General features: G+C 65.6%; 18 protein-coding genes. 11 read left to right on the top strand and 7 right to left on the bottom strand.

The genetic code is table 11. From position 1 onward, the window contains the following. Positions 1 to 118: 118 nt before the first annotated feature. The 3 genes from ACLD02_RS17085 to ACLD02_RS17075 form a co-directional block, all read right to left on the bottom strand. Complete coding sequence (locus ACLD02_RS17085; protein ID WP_203101554.1) at positions 119 to 778, bottom strand: TIGR04211 family SH3 domain-containing protein; 660 nt, start codon at positions 776 to 778, stop codon at positions 119 to 121. A 108-nt stretch (positions 779 to 886) separates the two neighbouring features. Next, complete coding sequence (locus tag ACLD02_RS17080; protein WP_194296684.1) at positions 887 to 1,186, bottom strand: YciI family protein; 300 nt, start codon at positions 1,184 to 1,186, stop codon at positions 887 to 889. Next, positions 1,164 to 1,811 carry an inner membrane-spanning protein YciB gene (locus tag ACLD02_RS17075; protein WP_203101550.1) on the bottom strand — a complete coding sequence of 216 codons (648 nt, stop codon included), beginning with the start codon at positions 1,809 to 1,811 and terminating at the stop codon, positions 1,164 to 1,166. The genes ACLD02_RS17080 and ACLD02_RS17075 overlap by 23 nt, the downstream gene beginning before the upstream one ends. Positions 1,812 to 1,890: 79 nt before the next feature. Between ACLD02_RS17075 and ACLD02_RS17070 the strand changes: the two genes are divergently transcribed. From ACLD02_RS17070 to rluB, 6 genes are all read left to right on the top strand, one after another. After that, positions 1,891 to 2,793, top strand: coding sequence for a PHP domain-containing protein (locus ACLD02_RS17070; RefSeq protein ID WP_203101548.1), 903 nt, complete (start codon positions 1,891 to 1,893; stop codon positions 2,791 to 2,793). Beyond that, positions 2,790 to 3,413: an L-threonylcarbamoyladenylate synthase gene (locus ACLD02_RS17065; RefSeq protein WP_203101546.1), complete on the top strand. Its 624-nt coding sequence runs from the start codon at positions 2,790 to 2,792 to the stop codon at positions 3,411 to 3,413. The genes ACLD02_RS17070 and ACLD02_RS17065 overlap by 4 nt, the downstream gene beginning before the upstream one ends. Positions 3,414 to 3,562: 149 nt before the next feature. Then, positions 3,563 to 4,777, top strand: a complete 1,215-nt coding sequence (locus ACLD02_RS17060; protein ID WP_203101537.1) for a tryptophan--tRNA ligase — start codon at positions 3,563 to 3,565, stop codon at positions 4,775 to 4,777. Positions 4,778 to 4,802: 25 nt separating this feature from the next. Beyond that, positions 4,803 to 5,735 (top strand): segregation and condensation protein A, encoded by a 933-nt coding sequence (locus ACLD02_RS17055; RefSeq protein ID WP_410299256.1) that lies wholly within the window; start codon positions 4,803 to 4,805, stop codon positions 5,733 to 5,735. 2 nt (positions 5,736 to 5,737) lie between these two features. Continuing rightward, a complete protein-coding gene (scpB, locus tag ACLD02_RS17050) occupies positions 5,738 to 6,595 on the top strand; it encodes an SMC-Scp complex subunit ScpB (protein WP_203101827.1) in 858 nt (285 codons plus the stop codon). Next, positions 6,592 to 7,431 (top strand): 23S rRNA pseudouridine(2605) synthase RluB, encoded by an 840-nt coding sequence (gene rluB, locus ACLD02_RS17045; RefSeq protein ID WP_203101535.1) that lies wholly within the window; start codon positions 6,592 to 6,594, stop codon positions 7,429 to 7,431. The genes scpB and rluB overlap by 4 nt, the downstream gene beginning before the upstream one ends. 107 nt (positions 7,432 to 7,538) lie before the next feature. Here rluB and ACLD02_RS17040 read toward each other — a convergent pair whose 3' ends face one another. Continuing rightward, on the bottom strand, positions 7,539 to 8,255 hold the full coding sequence (locus tag ACLD02_RS17040; protein WP_410299255.1) for a 16S rRNA (uracil(1498)-N(3))-methyltransferase: 717 nt from the start codon (positions 8,253 to 8,255) through the stop codon (positions 7,539 to 7,541). Positions 8,256 to 8,379: 124 nt separating this feature from the next. On the opposite strand from ACLD02_RS17040, the gene ACLD02_RS17035 reads away from it, so the two are divergent. The 3 genes from ACLD02_RS17035 to ACLD02_RS17025 all read left to right on the top strand — a co-directional run bounded on the left by ACLD02_RS17035 (position 8,380) and on the right by ACLD02_RS17025 (position 11,323). Further along, positions 8,380 to 9,222 carry an AAA family ATPase gene (locus ACLD02_RS17035; RefSeq protein ID WP_203101533.1) on the top strand — a complete coding sequence of 281 codons (843 nt, stop codon included), beginning with the start codon at positions 8,380 to 8,382 and terminating at the stop codon, positions 9,220 to 9,222. A 91-nt stretch (positions 9,223 to 9,313) separates the two neighbouring features. Beyond that, positions 9,314 to 10,492: a vWA domain-containing protein gene (locus tag ACLD02_RS17030; protein WP_203101532.1), complete on the top strand. Its 1,179-nt coding sequence runs from the start codon at positions 9,314 to 9,316 to the stop codon at positions 10,490 to 10,492. Between the two features lie 126 nt (positions 10,493 to 10,618). Beyond that, positions 10,619 to 11,323: a hypothetical protein gene (locus ACLD02_RS17025; RefSeq protein WP_203101531.1), complete on the top strand. Its 705-nt coding sequence runs from the start codon at positions 10,619 to 10,621 to the stop codon at positions 11,321 to 11,323. Between the two features lie 4 nt (positions 11,324 to 11,327). On the opposite strand, the gene ACLD02_RS17020 is transcribed toward ACLD02_RS17025, so the two are convergent. The 3 genes from ACLD02_RS17020 to ACLD02_RS17010 form a co-directional block, all read right to left on the bottom strand. Continuing rightward, a complete protein-coding gene (locus ACLD02_RS17020; RefSeq protein WP_203101530.1) occupies positions 11,328 to 12,230 on the bottom strand; it encodes a DMT family transporter in 903 nt (300 codons plus the stop codon). Between the two features lie 93 nt (positions 12,231 to 12,323). After that, positions 12,324 to 13,076 (bottom strand): slipin family protein, encoded by a 753-nt coding sequence (locus ACLD02_RS17015; protein ID WP_202553075.1) that lies wholly within the window; start codon positions 13,074 to 13,076, stop codon positions 12,324 to 12,326. Beyond that, positions 13,073 to 14,440 carry an NfeD family protein gene (locus tag ACLD02_RS17010; RefSeq protein ID WP_410299254.1) on the bottom strand — a complete coding sequence of 456 codons (1,368 nt, stop codon included), beginning with the start codon at positions 14,438 to 14,440 and terminating at the stop codon, positions 13,073 to 13,075. The genes ACLD02_RS17015 and ACLD02_RS17010 overlap by 4 nt, the downstream gene beginning before the upstream one ends. A 119-nt stretch (positions 14,441 to 14,559) precedes the next feature. Here ACLD02_RS17010 and ACLD02_RS17005 point away from each other — a divergent pair, with 119 nt between their 5' ends. Both ACLD02_RS17005 and ACLD02_RS17000 read left to right on the top strand, forming a co-directional pair. After that, positions 14,560 to 15,468 (top strand): AraC family transcriptional regulator ligand-binding domain-containing protein, encoded by a 909-nt coding sequence (locus ACLD02_RS17005; protein ID WP_410299253.1) that lies wholly within the window; start codon positions 14,560 to 14,562, stop codon positions 15,466 to 15,468. 88 nt (positions 15,469 to 15,556) lie between these two features. Then, positions 15,557 to 16,462, top strand: coding sequence for a hypothetical protein (locus ACLD02_RS17000; protein WP_203101525.1), 906 nt, complete (start codon positions 15,557 to 15,559; stop codon positions 16,460 to 16,462). The last annotated feature ends 47 nt before the right edge of the window (positions 16,463 to 16,509 follow it).

The raw sequence follows: 16,509 nt of genomic DNA, 5'->3' as shown, positions 1-16,509 counted from the left end.
GTGCACCGCCGCCGCGCCTTGCCTCTTGGAAAGGGCACCACCCTGTCCGTCGAGACAAGACACGACGGCGGTGCACTTCAGGCCACGCTGAGCACGTAAGGCGGTATTCAGAGGCTCCCTAGTTAGCCCAGGTGCTGCGGCGGCGACCGGATTTGGATTTGAGCAACAGGCCGGCGATGGCGCCGAGCAGCAGGATGCCGACCCCGGTGATCCATTTGCGCGAGGTGTTGTCGCTGCGCAGCATGGTGTTTTCCGCCTTCAACTGATCCAGATCCGAGCGCAGCATGCTCAGTTCCTCGTTGAGCCGGCGGTTGGCCTGGTCCAGACGAATCGGATCGGCGGCCACGTCGCGCAGCTTGTCCAGCTCCTGACCACGGCTGCTCAGCGAGCCCTTCAATTCCTCGTTCTCGCCACTCAGGCTGTCGCGCTCCTGGCGAATCCGCCCGAGTTCCTCCTGGAGTTCACCGACCTGTTTCTCGAGCTGCTGGTTTTCCTGGCTGACCCGCTGCAGGCGGATGGCGGCGGTGGGGGAGCGGCTGATGTACTGCTTGCCAATGTAGCCCTCGGTGCCCTGGTAGCGGATGTGCGCCCAGTCGCCTTCCTCGCCGAGAAACTCCACCTGGGTACCGCTTTTCAGCCCGCGGTGGACGATTCGATAACCGGAACCGGCGCCGGAGCGGACCGGTACGTAGATTTCATCGTCCACCCAGGCGGTGGCGGCCAGGGCCGGCGCCGACAAAGCGGCAATCAGGAAACAGCAGAACCAGCGAACCAGCATGAACGGGCACTCCTTGATGATCTGGGCGCGAAGTTTAGGCAACCGGCGCGGCGAACGGCGCCGAAGTAGTCACATTTCCCGGCCCTGGCGGGCCGGGTTTGTAAAAAATCAGGGCAGAACGGCCTTGAACGGTTTCACCGTGACCCGCTCGTAGACGCCGGCCTCGATATAGGGGTCGGCGTCGGCCCAGGCGCGGGCATCGTCCAGGGAGTCGAACTCCGCCACCACCAGGGAGCCGGTGAAACCCGCTTCGCCGGGATCGGCGCTGTCCACCGCCGGGTGCGGCCCGGCCAGCACCAGGCGGCCCTGATCACGGAGCCGCTCCAGGCGCGCCAGGTGGTCGGCGCGAGCGCCGGCCCGGCGGCTCAGGGAATCGGCCACGTCTTCACTGATGATCGCGTACAGCATCGTCCTCGTCGTCCTTCTTGGTCGGTTCCGGTTCGTTTTTGTCCTGGTGAAACAGGCGTTGGCGATCCGCCTCCGGCATGCGTTTGTAGAAATACAGGAAGGCGGCCACGTAGAACACCATCTGGATGGCGGTGAAGCCGAACAGCTTGAAGTTCACCCAGAATTCAGTGCTGAAATTATAGGCGATGAACAGGTTCAGCCCCCCCAGAGCCAGAAAATACAGCACGAAGGCCAGGTTCAGCCGGCTCCAGTCGCGGCGCTCCAGCGTTACGACGAAGCCGAAGCCACCCACCATCAAGCGTTCGCACAGGCGTTGCAACAGGTTGCGCTCGCCCAGGAAGTGGCCCACCAGCAGCACCGCGCCAAGCACGAAGCTGATGATCGAGGGACGCCATTTAATGAACACATCATCGCGCAGCAACAGGGTCAGGCCACCGAACACCAGGGTGATCACGAACACCACCAGATGCAGCCGGTGCCAGCGCTTCCAGATCAGCCGGCCGGCCAGCACCTGGAAGGTGGTGGCGCCGATGATGCCCCAGGTGGCCAGCATGATGTCCTGGCCACTGAGGAAATAGAGGCCGAAAAACACCACCACGGGCAGGTAGTCGAACAGTTGCTTCATGGAATCGTTCCTTGTTCGGATCGCCGATGGTATCGGGAACCGCACGGCAAATCATCCCGAGTATGGTACCGTTGCCCCCATGATTGAAGCCGCACCCTTCCAACGCCCCGACCTGCATTGCCACAGCCTCGCCTCCGACGGCGTGCTGTCGCCGGCGGATCTGGTCGCCCGCGCCGCCGAGTACGGCGTCGATGCCCTGGCGCTCACCGACCACGACACCCTGGCCGGGTTGCCCGAGGCCCGCGCCGCGGCGGCCCACCATGGCCTGACCCTGGTCAACGGCATCGAGCTGTCGGTGCTGTGGGGCAGTCGCGAGATTCATGTGCTGGGCCTGTGGGTGGACCCGGATTGCCCGGTGCTGGCCGCCCGCGTCGCCGATCAGTTGGAAGCCCGCCGGCAGCGGGCAAGGCGCATCGGCGCCCGGCTCGACAAGGCGGCCCGGCTCGAGGACAGCTACGCCAAGGCCTGCGCGCTGTCGGATTCGGACACCCCCGGCCGGCCCTGGTTCGCCCGGGTGCTGGTGGAGGAGGGCGTGGTGCGCGATCAGCGCCATGCCTTCAACCGCTTTCTCAAGAAAGGCCAGTCGGCGTTCGTCGCCACACCCTGGGTCAGCCTGGAGCAGGGCATCCAGGACCTGCGCACCGGCGGCGGCGTGGCGGTGCTGGCCCATCCCCAGGCCTATGACCTGACCCGCAAACGTCTGCGCGAGCTGGTGCGCGACTTCCGCGCCGCCGGAGGCCAGGCCATGGAGGCGGTGATGCCCGGACTGACCCGGCACCAGGCCGGCCTGCTGGAGGAATGCTGGCGCCACTTCGGGCTGGCGGTGTCCGGTGGCAGCGATTTTCACTCGCCGCAACAGAAATGGCTGAGCCTGGGCGGCCTGCCGCCGTTCCCGCCGGACGGCACGCCGGTATGGCGATTGGCCGGTGCTCCGGGGGACCTTGCGCCGACCCCGGGCCGGGTGGAGAATGCCGCCCCATGACCGAAGTACTGCATATTCATCCCGAGACTCCCCAACCGCGCCTGATTCGTCAGGCCGTGGACGTAATCCGTCAGGGTGGGCTGATCGCTTACCCCACCGACACCACCTATGCCCTGGGCTGCGGCATCGGCGAGAAGGATGCCCTGGAGCGTCTGATCCGCCTGCGGCGGCTCGACGACAAGCACCAGTTCACCCTGCTGTGCGCGGACCTGTCCGTGCTCGCCACCTATGCCAAGGTGGACAACCCGGACTATCGCCTGCTCAAGGCGCACACGCCGGGGCCTTACACCTTCATTCTCAAGGGTACCCACGAGGTGCCACGGCGCCTGATGCATCCGAAGAAACGCACCATCGGCATCCGCGTGCCCGATCATCCGATCTGCCAGGCACTGCTCAAGGAGCACGGCGAGCCGATCATGACCTCCACGGCACACCTGCCGGACGATGAGTTCCCCCTCACCGACCCCCAGGACGTTCGTGACTTCCTGCAGAATCAGGTCGATCTGGTCATCGATGGTGGCTTCTGTGGCGTCACCGAAACCACGGTGATCTCCCTGGCCGATGGCACCGGGCCGGAAGTGGTCCGCGAGGGCGCCGGCCCCCTCGACGCCATTTTCTGAACATTCGTTACCCAACCGGGCCGGGCTGGCATCGAGTCTGCATGAAGAAAATGGGTTGAACGGGCTCCGGTGGACCGCCGGCCCTGTCTTTACCCCGGCGGTTCCCTTTATAATCGCCGTTTTCTTGCCGTTACGACAGGAGTCGGCTTTTGAGTTCCGTGGTTCCCTCCCAAAGAGTGGTATCGGGCATGCGCGCCACCGGGCGCCTGCATCTGGGGCATTACCATGGCGTGCTCAAGAACTGGGCACGTTTGCAACACGAGTACGAGTGTTTCTTTTTTGTCGCTGACTGGCACGGTCTCACCACCGAGTACGAGAATCCGCACGCCATTCAGAACCATGTCTGGGACCTGGTGATCGACTGGCTGGCCGCTGGCGTCAACCCGGGGTCCGCGACCCTGTTCATCCAGAGTCAGGTGCCCGAGCACGCGGAGCTGCACCTGCTGCTGTCGATGATGACGCCGCTGTCCTGGCTGGAGCGGGTGCCCACCTATAAGGACCAGCAGGAAAAGCTGCGTGAGAAGGATCTGAGCACCTACGGATTTCTTGGCTATCCGCTGCTGCAGGCGGCCGACATCCTGATCTACCGTGCCGGCCAGGTCCCGGTGGGCGCCGATCAGGTGGCCCATGTGGAGTTGACCCGGGAAGTGGCGCGCCGCTTCAATCACCTGTACGGCCGCGAGCCGGGCTTCGAGGAAGCGGTGGTGGCCGCCATCAAGAAGATGGGCAAGAAGCAGGCGCGCATCTACACGGAGAACCGGCGCAAGTACCAGGAACAGGGTGACGAGACCGCCCTGGAAACCGCCCGCGCCCTGGTCCAGGGTCAGCAGAACATCACCCTGGGCGACAAGGAACGCCTCAACGGCGACCTCGAGGGCGGCGGCAAGATGATTCTGCCGGAGCCCCAGGCGCTGCTGACGCCGGCGTCGCGCATGCCCGGCCTGGACGGGCAGAAAATGTCCAAGTCCTACGGCAACTTCATCAGCCTCCGCGAGGAGCCCGACGAGGTGGACGCCAAGATCCGGCGCATGCCCACGGACCCGGCCCGGGTCCGACGCAGCGATCCGGGCACGCCGGAAAAATGCCCGGTGTGGGAATTCCACAAAGTGTACTCCGACGCCGACACCCAGGACTGGGTGCGCCAGGGCTGCACTACCGCCGGCATCGGCTGTCTGGAATGCAAGAAGCCGGTGATCGAGGCGGTCCAGGAGGAGCTGGCCCCGATCCGCAAGCGCGCCGAGGAACACATGCGCAATCCGGATCTGGTACGCACCATCGTCGCCGAGGGGTGCGAGGAAGCCCGCGAGGAGGCCCGCGCCACCCTCGAGGAAGTGCGCGCGGCGATGGGACTCCATTACCGGTGATCGCCAAGGAGGCGAAGCAGCAGCCATGAACGACGTCATCGACCAACAGGCCCCCCCGCGAGGGGATGGCAATAATCCGCTGGCGCCGCCCGGTCCGCGGCAGGCGGAGATGCCCTTTGGTCTGATGTACGGTCAGGCGATCACCAAGCTGCCGGACGACCTCTATATTCCGCCGGATGCCCTGGAAGTCTTTCTGGAGGCCTTCGAGGGGCCGCTGGACCTGCTGCTTTACCTGATCAAGCGGCAGAACCTGGACATTCTGGACATCCCGGTGGCGCAGATCACCAGCCAGTACATGGAGTACGTGGATCTGATGAAGGCGCTCAACCTGGAGTTGGCCGCCGAGTATCTGGTGATGGCCGCCATGCTGGGCGAGATCAAGTCGCGCACCCTGCTGCCTCGGCCCAGCCACGACGAGGACGAGGACGGGGAGGACCCGCGTGCCGAGTTGATCCGTCGGCTGCAGGAGTACGAGCGTTTCAAGCAGGCCGCCGAGGACATCGACGGGCTGCCGCGTCAGGAGCGTGACTTCCAGATCGCCGCCGCGCGGCGCCCGGACTATGTGCGCGAGAAAGCGCAGCCGGACGTGGACCTGCGCGAGCTGTTGCTGGCCTTCAAGGAGGTGCTGCACCGGGCCGATATGTTCGAGAGCCACCAGGTATCGCGGGAAAAGTTGTCCACCCGCGAGCGCATGGCCAACGTGCTCGACCGCCTCAAGGGGCGAGAGTTCGTGCCCTTCGTGGAGCTGTTCGAGGCCGAGGAAGGGCGTCTGGGCGTGGTGGTGAGCTTTCTCGCGGTGCTGGAACTGGTGAAGGGTTCGCTCATCGAGCTGATCCAGAACACACCGTTCAGCCCGATCCACGTCAAGGCGAAAACCCTGGTTCTGGAGGAAAGTGAAGCCCTGGCGGCGCTGGAAATCGACGACGAGCCCTCAAACGACATAGCCGAGGACGATTGACCGTGGAGCCCCAGCAGATCAAGAACATCGTGGAAGCGGCGATCTTCGCCGCCGACGGCCCGCTGGACCGGGACGCGCTGTTGATGCTGTTCGACGAGCACGACCGCCCGGACAAGGCTGACTTGTCACGGTTGCTCGAGGAAATCGCCACGGAATACGGCGAGCGCGGCATCGAGCTGCGCGAAGTGGCCAGCGGATTCCGCTTCCAGGTGCGCAAGGACCTGGGGCCCTGGGTCAGCCGGCTGTGGCAGGAAAAACCGCCGCGCTACAGCCGCGCGATCCTGGAAACCCTGGCGCTGGTGGCCTACCGCCAGCCGATCACGCGGGGCGAGATCGAGGAGATTCGCGGCGTTTCGGTCAGCTCGCACATCGTCAAGAGCCTGCTTGAGCGGGGCTGGGTGCGGGTAGTCGGGCACCGCGACGTGCCCGGCCGGCCGGCCATGTTCGCCACCACGCGGCAGTTCCTGGACTACTTCGATCTGAAGAGTCTGGAGGACCTGCCGCCGTTGTCGGAGATCAAGGATCTCGACAAGCTGAACGAGGAACTGGCGCTCAGCGACGTCCCCGACGCGGACGGCGACGATGACCAAGAGGCCGGCCATGGCGAGCCCGGAGCGGCGGCGGAACGCCTGTTCGGCGTCGAGGACGACGAGCCGGAAATCGACGATGCCACCTTGATGAGCATGGACAAGGTGGACGCCGTGAATGCCGGTTTCGAAACCCGGTTCCGCCACAAAAGCTCACCGGAAGCGGAGAACGACGCCGCGCCGGTGGCCCCGGTCGCCGCCGAAGCGGCGCCGCGAACGAATGACGACGACGGCGGCGACGATGCCGCCAACGAGGACGAATCGACCTCATGAGTGAGAAATTACAGAAAGTCCTGGCCCGCACCGGGCTGGGATCACGCCGTGAACTGGAGACATGGATCGCCGATGGGCGCGTCTCGGTGAACGGCCAGGTGGCGACCCTGGGCGACCGGGTGGAGCCGGAAGACACAATCAGAGTGGACGGCAGGATCATTCCAGTGAAGGCGGAAGAAGACGTAATTCGGCGCGTGATCATTTATCACAAGCCCGCCGGTGAGGTGTGCTCGCGGAACGACCCGCAGGGCCGCCCCACGGTGTTCGACAACCTCCCCCGGCTGCAGGGCCTGCGCTGGGTGCAGGTCGGCCGCCTGGACATCAACACCACCGGCCTGATGCTGTTCACCACCGACGGGGAACTGGCGCATCGGCTGATGCACCCGTCCAACGGCTTCGTGCGTGAATACGCGGTGCGGGTGCACGGCGAACTCACCGACGCCAAGCGCCAGGCGATGCTGGACGGGGTGCTGCTCGAGGACGGCGTGTCCAGCTTCGAGAGCATCGAGGACGCCGGCGGAGCGGAAGAGGGTGCCAACCACTGGTACAAGGTCAGTCTCACCGGTGGCAAATACCGGGAAGTGCGCCGCCTGTTCCAGTCCCAGGACCTGGAAGTGGCGCGGCTGATCCGCATCCGTTTCGGCGACCTGACACTGCCTTCCGATCTGCGCATGGGGCGCTGGAAGGAACTGACCGCCGAGGAGATCCAGCCGCTCACCGACCGGGTCGATCTCAAGGGCAAGAAATACACCGGCCTGTACGGTCGTGCCCGACTGCGTCATCAGCGCGGCAACAAACCGCCCCGCAAGCCGCGCCGCAACCCCTACCGCCGCTAAGGCATTTAGCAAGCCATCGCGACTGAAGTCGCTCCTACGGCGGGTCGTACGTCCCCGTAGGAGCGACCGGGCGGCGTTCCGCTTCAGTCGCGATAACCCGCCACGCCCTACGGCAACCGCATCAAAGCCCCCACCAACGCCGGCAAAGCCGTCTCCACCCGCAGAATGCGGGTGCCGAAGCGGTGCGCCCGGAAGCCGTGTTCCTGCAGCAACTCCACCTCGAACGGTGTCCAGCCCCCTTCCGGCCCGATCGCCAGGGTGGCCGGCCCGGCCTGCTCGTGGGGCAGGGCGGGGTGGTCGCCGGGGTGGGCGAGGTAACGCGCCCCGGGACCCGCCCAGCCATCCAGTTCATCCTCCACGAACGGCCGGAAGCGTGGCGCCTGGATCAGCTCCGGCAGCACCGTGTCGCCGGCCTGCTCCAGACCCAGGAGCAGTTTTTCCCGCAGCAACCCGGCCTTCAGGTTGGGGGTGCGCCAATAGCTCTTGTCCACCTTCCAGGCGTTGATCAGCACGATGCGCTTGATGCCCAGGCTGCCGGCGTCGATCAGCAGGCGTTTGAGCATCTTGGGGCGGGGCAGGGCCAGTACCAGATTCAGCGGCAGCGGCGCCGGCGGCTTTGAATCCACTTTAAAAGATAGTGTTATCTCATTGTTTTTCATGGATTCTATCCGCGCCTCGCCAAGGCCGTCGTTGAGCACGCCGGCGCGACAGGTGTCGCCCTCGGCGAGCTTGAGCACGGTGCGCGCATGGGCGCTCTGACGCTCGTCGAGCCGCCATAGATCGCCTTCCAGGCGTTGGTCGGGGTGCAGCAGGAACAGGTTCATGGGCGGCGATTATGGCACAGCCACTGACGTAATCCTCCCGCTCCGTGGCGGTTCCGGCCCTTTGCCCCGGGCCCGGGGGTTGCTAGAGTGCGCAGCGTTATTCTCGATGATGTGGAGAACCCGCATGCAGTTTCAGGGCACCGAAAAGTACGTTGCCACGGAAGATCTGAAAATGGCCGTCAACGCGGCCATCGCTCTGCAGCGCCCGCTGCTGATCAAGGGTGAGCCCGGCACCGGCAAGACCCTGCTCGCCGAGCAGGTGGCCGAAGCGCTCGGCAAGCCGTTGCTGGCCTGGCACATCAAGTCCACCACCAAGGCCCAGCAAGGCCTCTATGAGTACGACGCGGTGTCCCGGCTGCGCGACTCCCAGCTCGGCGCCGAAGGCGTCGAGGACGTGTCCAACTACATCAAGAAGGGCAAGCTGTGGGAGGCGTTCGCCGCCGACGAGCAGGTGGTGTTGCTGATCGACGAGATCGACAAGGCGGACATTGAGTTCCCCAACGATCTGCTTCAGGAACTGGACCGCATGGAGTTCTTCGTCTACGAAACCGGCGAAACCGTGCGCGCCGAGAAGCGCCCGATCGTGATCATCACCTCCAACAATGAGAAGGAGCTGCCCGACGCCTTCCTGCGCCGCTGCTTCTTCCACTACATCAACTTCCCCGACGCCAAGACCATGCAGTCGATCGTTGATGTGCACTTCCCGGAGATCAAGAAGGAGCTGGTCACCGAAGCGCTGGAGCTGTTCTTCGACCTGCGCAAGGTGCCGGGCATGAAGAAGAAGCCCTCCACCAGCGAGCTGATCGACTGGCTCAAGCTGCTGATGGCCGACGACATCCCCGAGGACATCCTGCGCAACCGCGACACCAAAAGCGCGGTACCGCCGCTGTACGGGGCGCTGGTCAAGAACGAAGCCGACGTGCAACTGCTCGAACGGCTGGCCTTCATGAACCGCCGCGAACGCTGAGCGGTGATCGCGGCTGAAGCCGCTCCTACGGTGCACGTTGTAGGAGCGGCTTCAGCCGCGATCCGCACCGAGGATTGGGGAGGCACCTTCCATGCTGATCGGTTTTTTCGAGGACCTGCGCGCCCACCGGGTGCCGGTGAGCCTGCGCGAGCTGCTGGACCTGTTCGACGCGCTCAAGCACCACGTGGCGTTCGGCTCCATCGAGGACTTCTACATGCTGTCCCGGGCGGTGATGGTCAAGGACGAGAAGTACTATGACCGTTTCGATCGCGCCTTCGCCCATTACTTCGAGGGGCTGGAGAGCATCGAGCCGGACTGGCTCAGCCAGACCATCCCCGAAGAGTGGCTGCGCAAGCAGCTCGAGAAGACCCTGTCTCCGGAGGAACGGGAACAGCTGCAGGGTCTGGGCAGCCTGGAGAAGATTCTCGATGAACTCCGCAAGCGCCTCGAAGAGCAGGAAAAACGCCACCAGGGCGGCAATAAATGGATCGGCACCGGCGGCACCAGCCCGTTCGGTGGCTACGGTGAAAATCCGGAAGGCATCCGCATGGTGGGGCCGTCACGCAATAAGAGCGCGGTGAAGGTCTGGGAGAAGCGGGAATTCCGCAACCTGGACGATTCCGTGGAGCTGGGCATCCGCAACATCAAGCTGGCCCTGCGCCGGCTGCGCAAGTTCGCCCGTACCGGCCGCGAGGACGAGCTGGACATGGACGACACCATCAAGTCCACCGCCCGCAACGCCGGCCTGCTCGACATCAAGATGCGCCCGGAGCAGGAAAACCGGGTCAAGGTGCTGCTGTTCTTCGACATCGGCGGCTCCATGGACCCGTACATCAAGATGTGCGAGGAGCTGTTCTCCGCCGCCCGGCTGGAGTTCAAGCACATGGAGTATTTCTATTTCCACAACTTCATCTACGAATACGTGTGGAAGGACAACCGCCGCCGCTGGGACGAAAAGGTCTCCACCTGGGACGTACTGCACAAGTACGGCAGCGACTACAAGGTGATCTTCATCGGCGACGCCGCCATGAGCCCCTATGAGGTGAATTCCGTGGGCGGCTCCGTGGAGCACTGGAACGACGAGCCCGGCGCGGTCTGGTTCCAGCGTCTCATGGAAACCTACGAGAAGGTGATCTGGCTGAACCCGGAACCGGAACGGGCCTGGCAGATGACCACCTCCACCCAGTGGATCAAACAGCTCACCGACAACCACATGTACCCGCTTACCCTCGAAGGCATCGAGCGGGCCATGAAATACCTGAGCAAATAAAGCGCGGTGGGAGCGGCCCGGGCGGCGGGCCGCGTCGGCCGCGATCCCTCCTTAAGCTTTCCTTAAGCCAACCCTCCAACCGCCGCGCTACCCTTGCCGGGTCTCATGCATCAACAAGGCCCCGGAATGAATCAACGCCTGCCGCGCCTGATGGCGCTTACGTTTTGCGTCAGCCTGCCCGCCCTGACCCTGGCCGACGTGGACAAGGTCTATTCGCCGCGCATCCATGCCGGCGACTGGGAACTGGAAACCCGGGGCACCTACCTGGATGATGGCGACCAGGCGGAAGACGGTCGCTGGCTGGAGAAATTTTCCCTGGGCCACGCTTTTAGCGACCGTTTCGCCCTGGAAGCCTATCTGAAAACCGAAAAACCACCCGGCGAATCCCTGGAGCTGGAAGCCTACGAACTGGAGGCCCGCTTCAACCTGTTTCAGAACCCGGACCGGGCCCTGGCGCTGCTCGGCGAAGTGGAAAAGGAGCGCGAGGACGACGTTTGGGAGTACAAGCTCGGCCCGCTCTATGAGCAGCGGCTGCCATCGAACCTGCGCCTGCGATTAAACGCCTTCGCCGAGAAGCAGGACGGCGCCGACGCCGAGGAAAGCGACATCGAATACTCCGGCGCGGCCCAACTGGCCTGGTTGGCCGACGACGAGCTGGCGCCGGCCTTGGAGTACTACGGCGAAAGCGGCAATCATGGCGCGGGCCCGGTGCTGCTGGGCGAATTCGAGCTCGGCGGCCACGAGCTGGAATGGGAAGCCGGCGCCATCTTCGGCCTGTCCGGCGGCGCCGACGAGGTGGTGTATCGCTGGTCCCTGGAAACGGAATTCTGACGGTTCAGCGTCGGGCCGGCGTCTTCACCAACTTGAGGGCGCCGATGCTGGCCAGCACCACCACCAGACCCAGCCACTGGACCGGCCCCAGGTGCTCGTCCGGGAACAGGGCCAGGGCGGCGGTGACCGTGACCACCGGCCCGAACATGGCCACCACCGCCGCCTCCGAGGCGTTGGCGCGGTGGAAGCCCTCGAACAGCAAGAAGAAGGGCAGCACCGTGGACAGCACCACCAGCACCACCATCCAGCCCAGGGCCGGGGCGCTCAACGCCAGTTCCGAGGCCGGAATGCCCGGCAGCAGCCCCACCGTCATGAACACCAGGGTGAAGCTGTTGGACACCTGGTTGAAACGCACCGATCCGAGCGGTTTCATCAGTCCCTGGCTGAGCGTCAGGAAGCTGGCGTAGCAGGCCGCCGCGCCCAGGCCGTACAGAGTGCCGGCCAGGGTCACCCGCCCGATCTGCCAGCCCGGCAGCAGTAGCAGGGCGATGCCGGTCCAGGCGCCGGCGAACACCAGCAGGTGGAGCGGGGCGGGCAGGCGCCGCAAGCGCACCGCCTCGATCAGCATGATCAGCGCCGGGAACAGGTACAGCAGCATCCGCGACAGGCTGGCGCCCAGTTCATGGATGGCGTTGAAGTCGCACCAGGTGGAGAAGAAGAACAACAGCCCGCTGACCGCGCACAGCCCCCACTGCCGGCGGCTGAGCCGCTCCTTGGGCCGGCCCCGGTTGATCCACAGGGCGCCCAGCCAGAACAGCGGCACGGCGAGCAGGAAGCGCCAGATCAGCAGGGCGTCCACGGACACGCCGTGCTGGTAGACCAAGCGGGCGAAAATGCCCTTGAAGGCCATGGCGAAGGTGGCGACGGCCACCAGCGCCAGGCCGGACTGCCAGAAGCGGCGCGACATGGGGAGACTCCCGTCCAGAGGGGCGCCCATGGTCCACGCCGGCGGCGCCGAAATCCAATGAAAACGGCGACTTTATGATATTCCCCACGGGAATCATTTGTCCCGGTTCATAAAACTTTCGATCATGTCCATGGGCAACGGGAAGACGATGGTGCTTGAGCGCTCGTTGGCCACCTCGGTGAGCGTCTGCAGGTAACGCAGCTGCAACGCCTGGGGCTGGGAGGCCAGGGTGCGGGCGGCATCCAGCAGCACCTCGGAGGCCTCCTTCTCGCCGTTGGCGTGGATCACCTTGGCGCGCCGGATGCGCTCCGCCTCCGCCTGCCGGGCGATCACCCGCACCATGTCCTCGTCCAGGTCCACGTGCTTGATCTCCACATTGGTGACCTTGATGCCCCAGGGGTCGGTCTGCTCGTCGAGAATCGCCTGGATGTCCTGGTTCAGCTCGTCCCGGGAGGCCAGCATCTCATCCAGCTCGTGCTTGCCGAGCACCGACCGCAGGGTGGTCTGGGAGAGCTGGCTGGTGGCGGCGTAGAAGTCCTCCACGTTGATCACCGCGCGCTCGGAATCCACCACCCGGAAATAGAGCACCGCGTTCACCTTCACCGACACATTGTCCCGGGAAATCACGTCCTGGCTGGGCACGTCCAGTACCCGCACGCGCAGGTCCACCTTCACCATCTGCTGGATCACCGGGACCACCAGGATCAGCCCGGGCCCTTTCACCTTGTAGTAGCGGCCGAGCATGAAAATCACCCCGCGCTCGTACTCGCGCAGGATGCGGAACATGCTGAACACGAAACCGATCACCAGGATCGCGAACGCGATCCAGAAGTAGCTGAACATCATGGGGAGTCCTCCTCCACGTCGAGGGTAAGTCCGTCCCGGCCACGCACCAGCAGTACCTGGCCCCGGCGCACCGGCCGGGCGGCGCGGGCGCGCCACACTTCACCGGCGGCGCGCACCTGGCCTTGTTCCTGAAAATCCTCCAGGGCCACGGCCCGGGTGCCGATCAGGGTGTCGGCGCCGCTCACCACCGGGTGGCGGTGCGCCTTCACCGCCAGTCGCACCGCCACGCCCAGCAGCAAGGCGCCGCCGGCGCCCACCGCGGCGATCACCGGCAGCGCGATCTGGAAAGCGGGCAGGTCCGTGTCCATCAGCATCACCGAGCCGATCAGCAGGGCGGCCAGCCCGCCGGCGCCGAGCACGCCGAAGGAGGGCGACAGGGCCTCCGCCACCATCAGCGCCACGCCCAGCACGATCAGCCCCAGGCCCACGTAGCTCACCGGCAGCATCTGCAGCGCGTATAGCGCCAGCAGCAGGCAGATGGCGCCCAGCACGCCGGGCACGCCGACGCCGGGGCTGGAGAATTCCAGTACCAGGCCGTAGAGGCCCACCAGCATCAGGATGTAGGCGATGCTGGGGTCGGTGATCACCGCCAGGAAGGCGGTGCGCCAGTCCTGCTCCACGGTTTCCACCGTGGCGCCGGCCAGCTCCAGGGTCACGGTGTCACCGTCCACGGTGACCTGACGGCCGTCCAACCGGGCCAGCAGGTCGTCCAGGTCGGTGGCCATCAGATCGATGACGTTGCGTTCCAGGGCCTCCCCGGCGGGCAGGCTTCGCGCCTGGCGCACCGCCTGTTCCGCCCAGTCCGCGTTGCGCCCGCGCAACTCCGCGAGCGCGCGTATATAGGCCACGGCGTCGTTGATCTGTTTGTGGCGCAGGGCCGAGCCGCTGTCCGGCGGGGCGCCCGAGGAGGTTTCGGGATCGGAGTCCGGCGGGTCGGCGCCGCCGGGGAGCGGCGAGTCGCCGCCGATTTGCACCGGGGTGGCCGCGCCCAGATTGGTGGCCGGCGCCATGGCCGCCACATGGGCGGCGTAGAGCAGGTAGGTGCCGGCGCTGGCCGCGCGGCTTCCGGACGGCGCCACGTAGACCGCCACCGGCACCCGGGAATCGAGCAGGGCGTGGATCATGTCGCGCATGGCGGCGTCCAGGCCGCCCGGCGTGTCCAGGCGCAGCACGAACAGCGCCACCCGGTCCTCGTTGGCGCGCGCCAGGGCGCGCACGAAACCGTCGCTGACCGCGGGCCCGATGGCGCCCTTCAGATCCAGCACCCGCACCGTGGGCGCCGCCGTGGCGAACGCCGGGGCCAGGGCGCCGAGCAGCAGCGTCATCAGGGCCAGCCGGCGGGTGCCGTCCTGCCATCGCCTCATAGCCACCTCCTGGTGATCCGCACCCCCATGAAACCGCACTCCAGGCCCGCCGGGCAATCTTCCGTTGACCCCGGCCCGCTCGACCGCTAGCGTTCCGCCGATAACAGGGAGAAAGACGAATGGAACACCACGACGCCTCGCCACGGACAGACGGCAGGGCATCGCTGGCCCCCAACCGCACCATGCGCCGTCTGGTGATGGAAGGGTTGGGGCGGCTCGGGCACGACGGTGCCCGCCTTGCCTACGAAACGCTGCCCGGTGGCCACCCCGCCTATTGCGACCCGCATCTGGAGGCGCCGCTGTTCTGGAGTGGCATCGCCGAGCGCTCCGGGGATGACTGTATCGGCCTGCATATCGCGGAGGCGGTGCGGCCACGACTGCTGGACGACATTCTGCTGATCATGTACGCCAGTGACAGTTTCGAGGACGCACTGGCGCATTTTCTGCGCTTTCAGAGGCTCCTTTCCGGCGGTTTCCAGGCCGCTCTGGAGCGCCGGGGCGAAACCTCCCGGCTGATCTACGACATCAACTACCCGGGCTTCGGCCCCCTGCGCCAGCAGGCCGAGTGCCTGGCCGTGTTGCTGACCAAGTTGTTCGCGTTGTTCACCGACGACGCTTTCAGGCCCACGGCGGTGACGTTTCGCCACGGTTGCCCAGGGCGTACTCCGGAATATCGCCGCCTGCTGGGGCTGGACCCGGCCTTCGGCCGCCCCCACGACAGCCTGGGTTTCGCCAGCTCGCTGCTGGAGCGGCGCTCGCTGAATGCCAACCCGGGCCTGGTGGCGCGCCTGCTTCCGCCGCTGGAAGACGATCTGGAGAACCTGGACGATCAGCAATTCCTGCTGCGGCTGCAGCATTGGGTGGAAGCGCACCTGGGCAGCGATGAGTTGCGCTTGTCTCGCTGCGCCCGGGCCTTCGGCCTCAAGCAGATCGACCTGCGGCGCTGGTTGGCGGAGCGGGGCACGGACTTTCCCACTCTGTGCGACGAAGCCCGCGAGAGGCGGGCGCGCACCCCGGGCCAAACGTAAAATTCACGCTGGCGCCTTTTAACAATTGGCCTCGCTATTGCATAGTACGGTTTTTCCGGTTCGAGCTTTCCCTGGAGCGAACCCGCCCATGCGTCTGTTGGCCTTAACGACCCTGCTTATGTTCACCGTCACCGCCCACGCCGAGCGCTTCTTCGGCGAGCTGGACGCGGTGAGCGAGCCGGTGCTCGGTGCCCGCACCGGGCTGATCGAGGATCTGGACCGCGACAGTCTGCGCGTGAACGCCGATGCTGGCACCAGCGTGGAGCTGCCCACCCAATGTGTCTCGTCCTCGCTGATGGCACGCAGCCAGACTCGCTTCTCCGCGCTGTTTCCCCGTGATGGCGGCGACCGGGCGCAGCGTATGCAAGGGCAGGGCAGTTCCGTCACCGAAGCCGGGCTGACCCTGGGCCGGGTGTTCGGGCCCAGCCGGGGCTACCATCTGGATGCGGTGTTCAAGGCCCAACGCAGCCTCAACTACCACTACGACCTGCCCGCCATGGCGGATTTCAACCCGCGGATGGAGGAGGCTGGCTCGCTTACCGAGAGCCAGGGCTTCAACATCGACACCCGGCTCAGCAAAACCTTCGGCGACCTGGATATGGCCCTGCGGGTGGAAAAACTGTTTCCGCGCCGGGACGGCGACCTGGTCTACAGCCCCTACCGCACCACCGCCCTGGCCAGCCTGGCCACCTATCTGGACCCGGCCTGGTGGTGGCCCTGGCCGAGCGCCAGGCTGAACATCAATATCGACGCCCGCGAGGCCTTCAACGAGGCCGACGACGCCCGCTTCGCCGGCGCCAATCTGGCGTTCGCCCAACTTGGCTTCGCCACCGTGCGGCTCGGCTACCGCCACGATCTGATCGCCAACCTGGACTCCAGCGCCAGCCTGGGGCTGGGCTTTTCCCTGTTCAAGCGTTTTGATTTCGACATTTCCGGCACCAAGAATCCCGGCGACTCCTACGGGGTCCGCGCCAGCCTGATGGCGCCGCTGTAGACCCCGGGGCTTGAGTCCGGGCCCGTGAGTTGGCATGGTTGCCCGAC

This window comes from Alloalcanivorax sp. C16-2 (assembly GCF_046507615.1).
Taxonomy (GTDB): domain Bacteria; phylum Pseudomonadota; class Gammaproteobacteria; order Pseudomonadales; family Alcanivoracaceae; genus Alloalcanivorax; species Alloalcanivorax marinus_A.
Note: the sequence above shows the minus strand (reverse complement) of the source record. Positions and strands in the feature narration are given on the sequence as shown.

Coding starts and splice junctions, on each gene's coding strand:
- ACLD02_RS17085 (WP_203101554.1), bottom strand. CDS start 778: ATGCTGGTTCGCTGGTTCTGCTGTTTCCTGATTGCCGCTTTGTCGGCG.
- ACLD02_RS17080 (WP_194296684.1), bottom strand. CDS start 1,186: ATGCTGTACGCGATCATCAGTGAAGACGTGGCCGATTCCCTGAGCCGC.
- ACLD02_RS17075 (WP_203101550.1), bottom strand. CDS start 1,811: ATGAAGCAACTGTTCGACTACCTGCCCGTGGTGGTGTTTTTCGGCCTC.
- ACLD02_RS17070 (WP_203101548.1), top strand. CDS start 1,891: ATGATTGAAGCCGCACCCTTCCAACGCCCCGACCTGCATTGCCACAGC.
- ACLD02_RS17065 (WP_203101546.1), top strand. CDS start 2,790: ATGACCGAAGTACTGCATATTCATCCCGAGACTCCCCAACCGCGCCTG.
- ACLD02_RS17055 (WP_410299256.1), top strand. CDS start 4,803: ATGAACGACGTCATCGACCAACAGGCCCCCCCGCGAGGGGATGGCAAT.
- rluB (WP_203101535.1), top strand. CDS start 6,592: ATGAGTGAGAAATTACAGAAAGTCCTGGCCCGCACCGGGCTGGGATCA.
- ACLD02_RS17040 (WP_410299255.1), bottom strand. CDS start 8,255: ATGAACCTGTTCCTGCTGCACCCCGACCAACGCCTGGAAGGCGATCTA.
- ACLD02_RS17035 (WP_203101533.1), top strand. CDS start 8,380: ATGCAGTTTCAGGGCACCGAAAAGTACGTTGCCACGGAAGATCTGAAA.
- ACLD02_RS17030 (WP_203101532.1), top strand. CDS start 9,314: ATGCTGATCGGTTTTTTCGAGGACCTGCGCGCCCACCGGGTGCCGGTG.
- ACLD02_RS17025 (WP_203101531.1), top strand. CDS start 10,619: ATGAATCAACGCCTGCCGCGCCTGATGGCGCTTACGTTTTGCGTCAGC.
- ACLD02_RS17020 (WP_203101530.1), bottom strand. CDS start 12,230: ATGTCGCGCCGCTTCTGGCAGTCCGGCCTGGCGCTGGTGGCCGTCGCC.
- ACLD02_RS17015 (WP_202553075.1), bottom strand. CDS start 13,076: ATGATGTTCAGCTACTTCTGGATCGCGTTCGCGATCCTGGTGATCGGT.
- ACLD02_RS17010 (WP_410299254.1), bottom strand. CDS start 14,440: ATGAGGCGATGGCAGGACGGCACCCGCCGGCTGGCCCTGATGACGCTG.
- ACLD02_RS17005 (WP_410299253.1), top strand. CDS start 14,560: ATGGAACACCACGACGCCTCGCCACGGACAGACGGCAGGGCATCGCTG.
- ACLD02_RS17000 (WP_203101525.1), top strand. CDS start 15,557: ATGCGTCTGTTGGCCTTAACGACCCTGCTTATGTTCACCGTCACCGCC.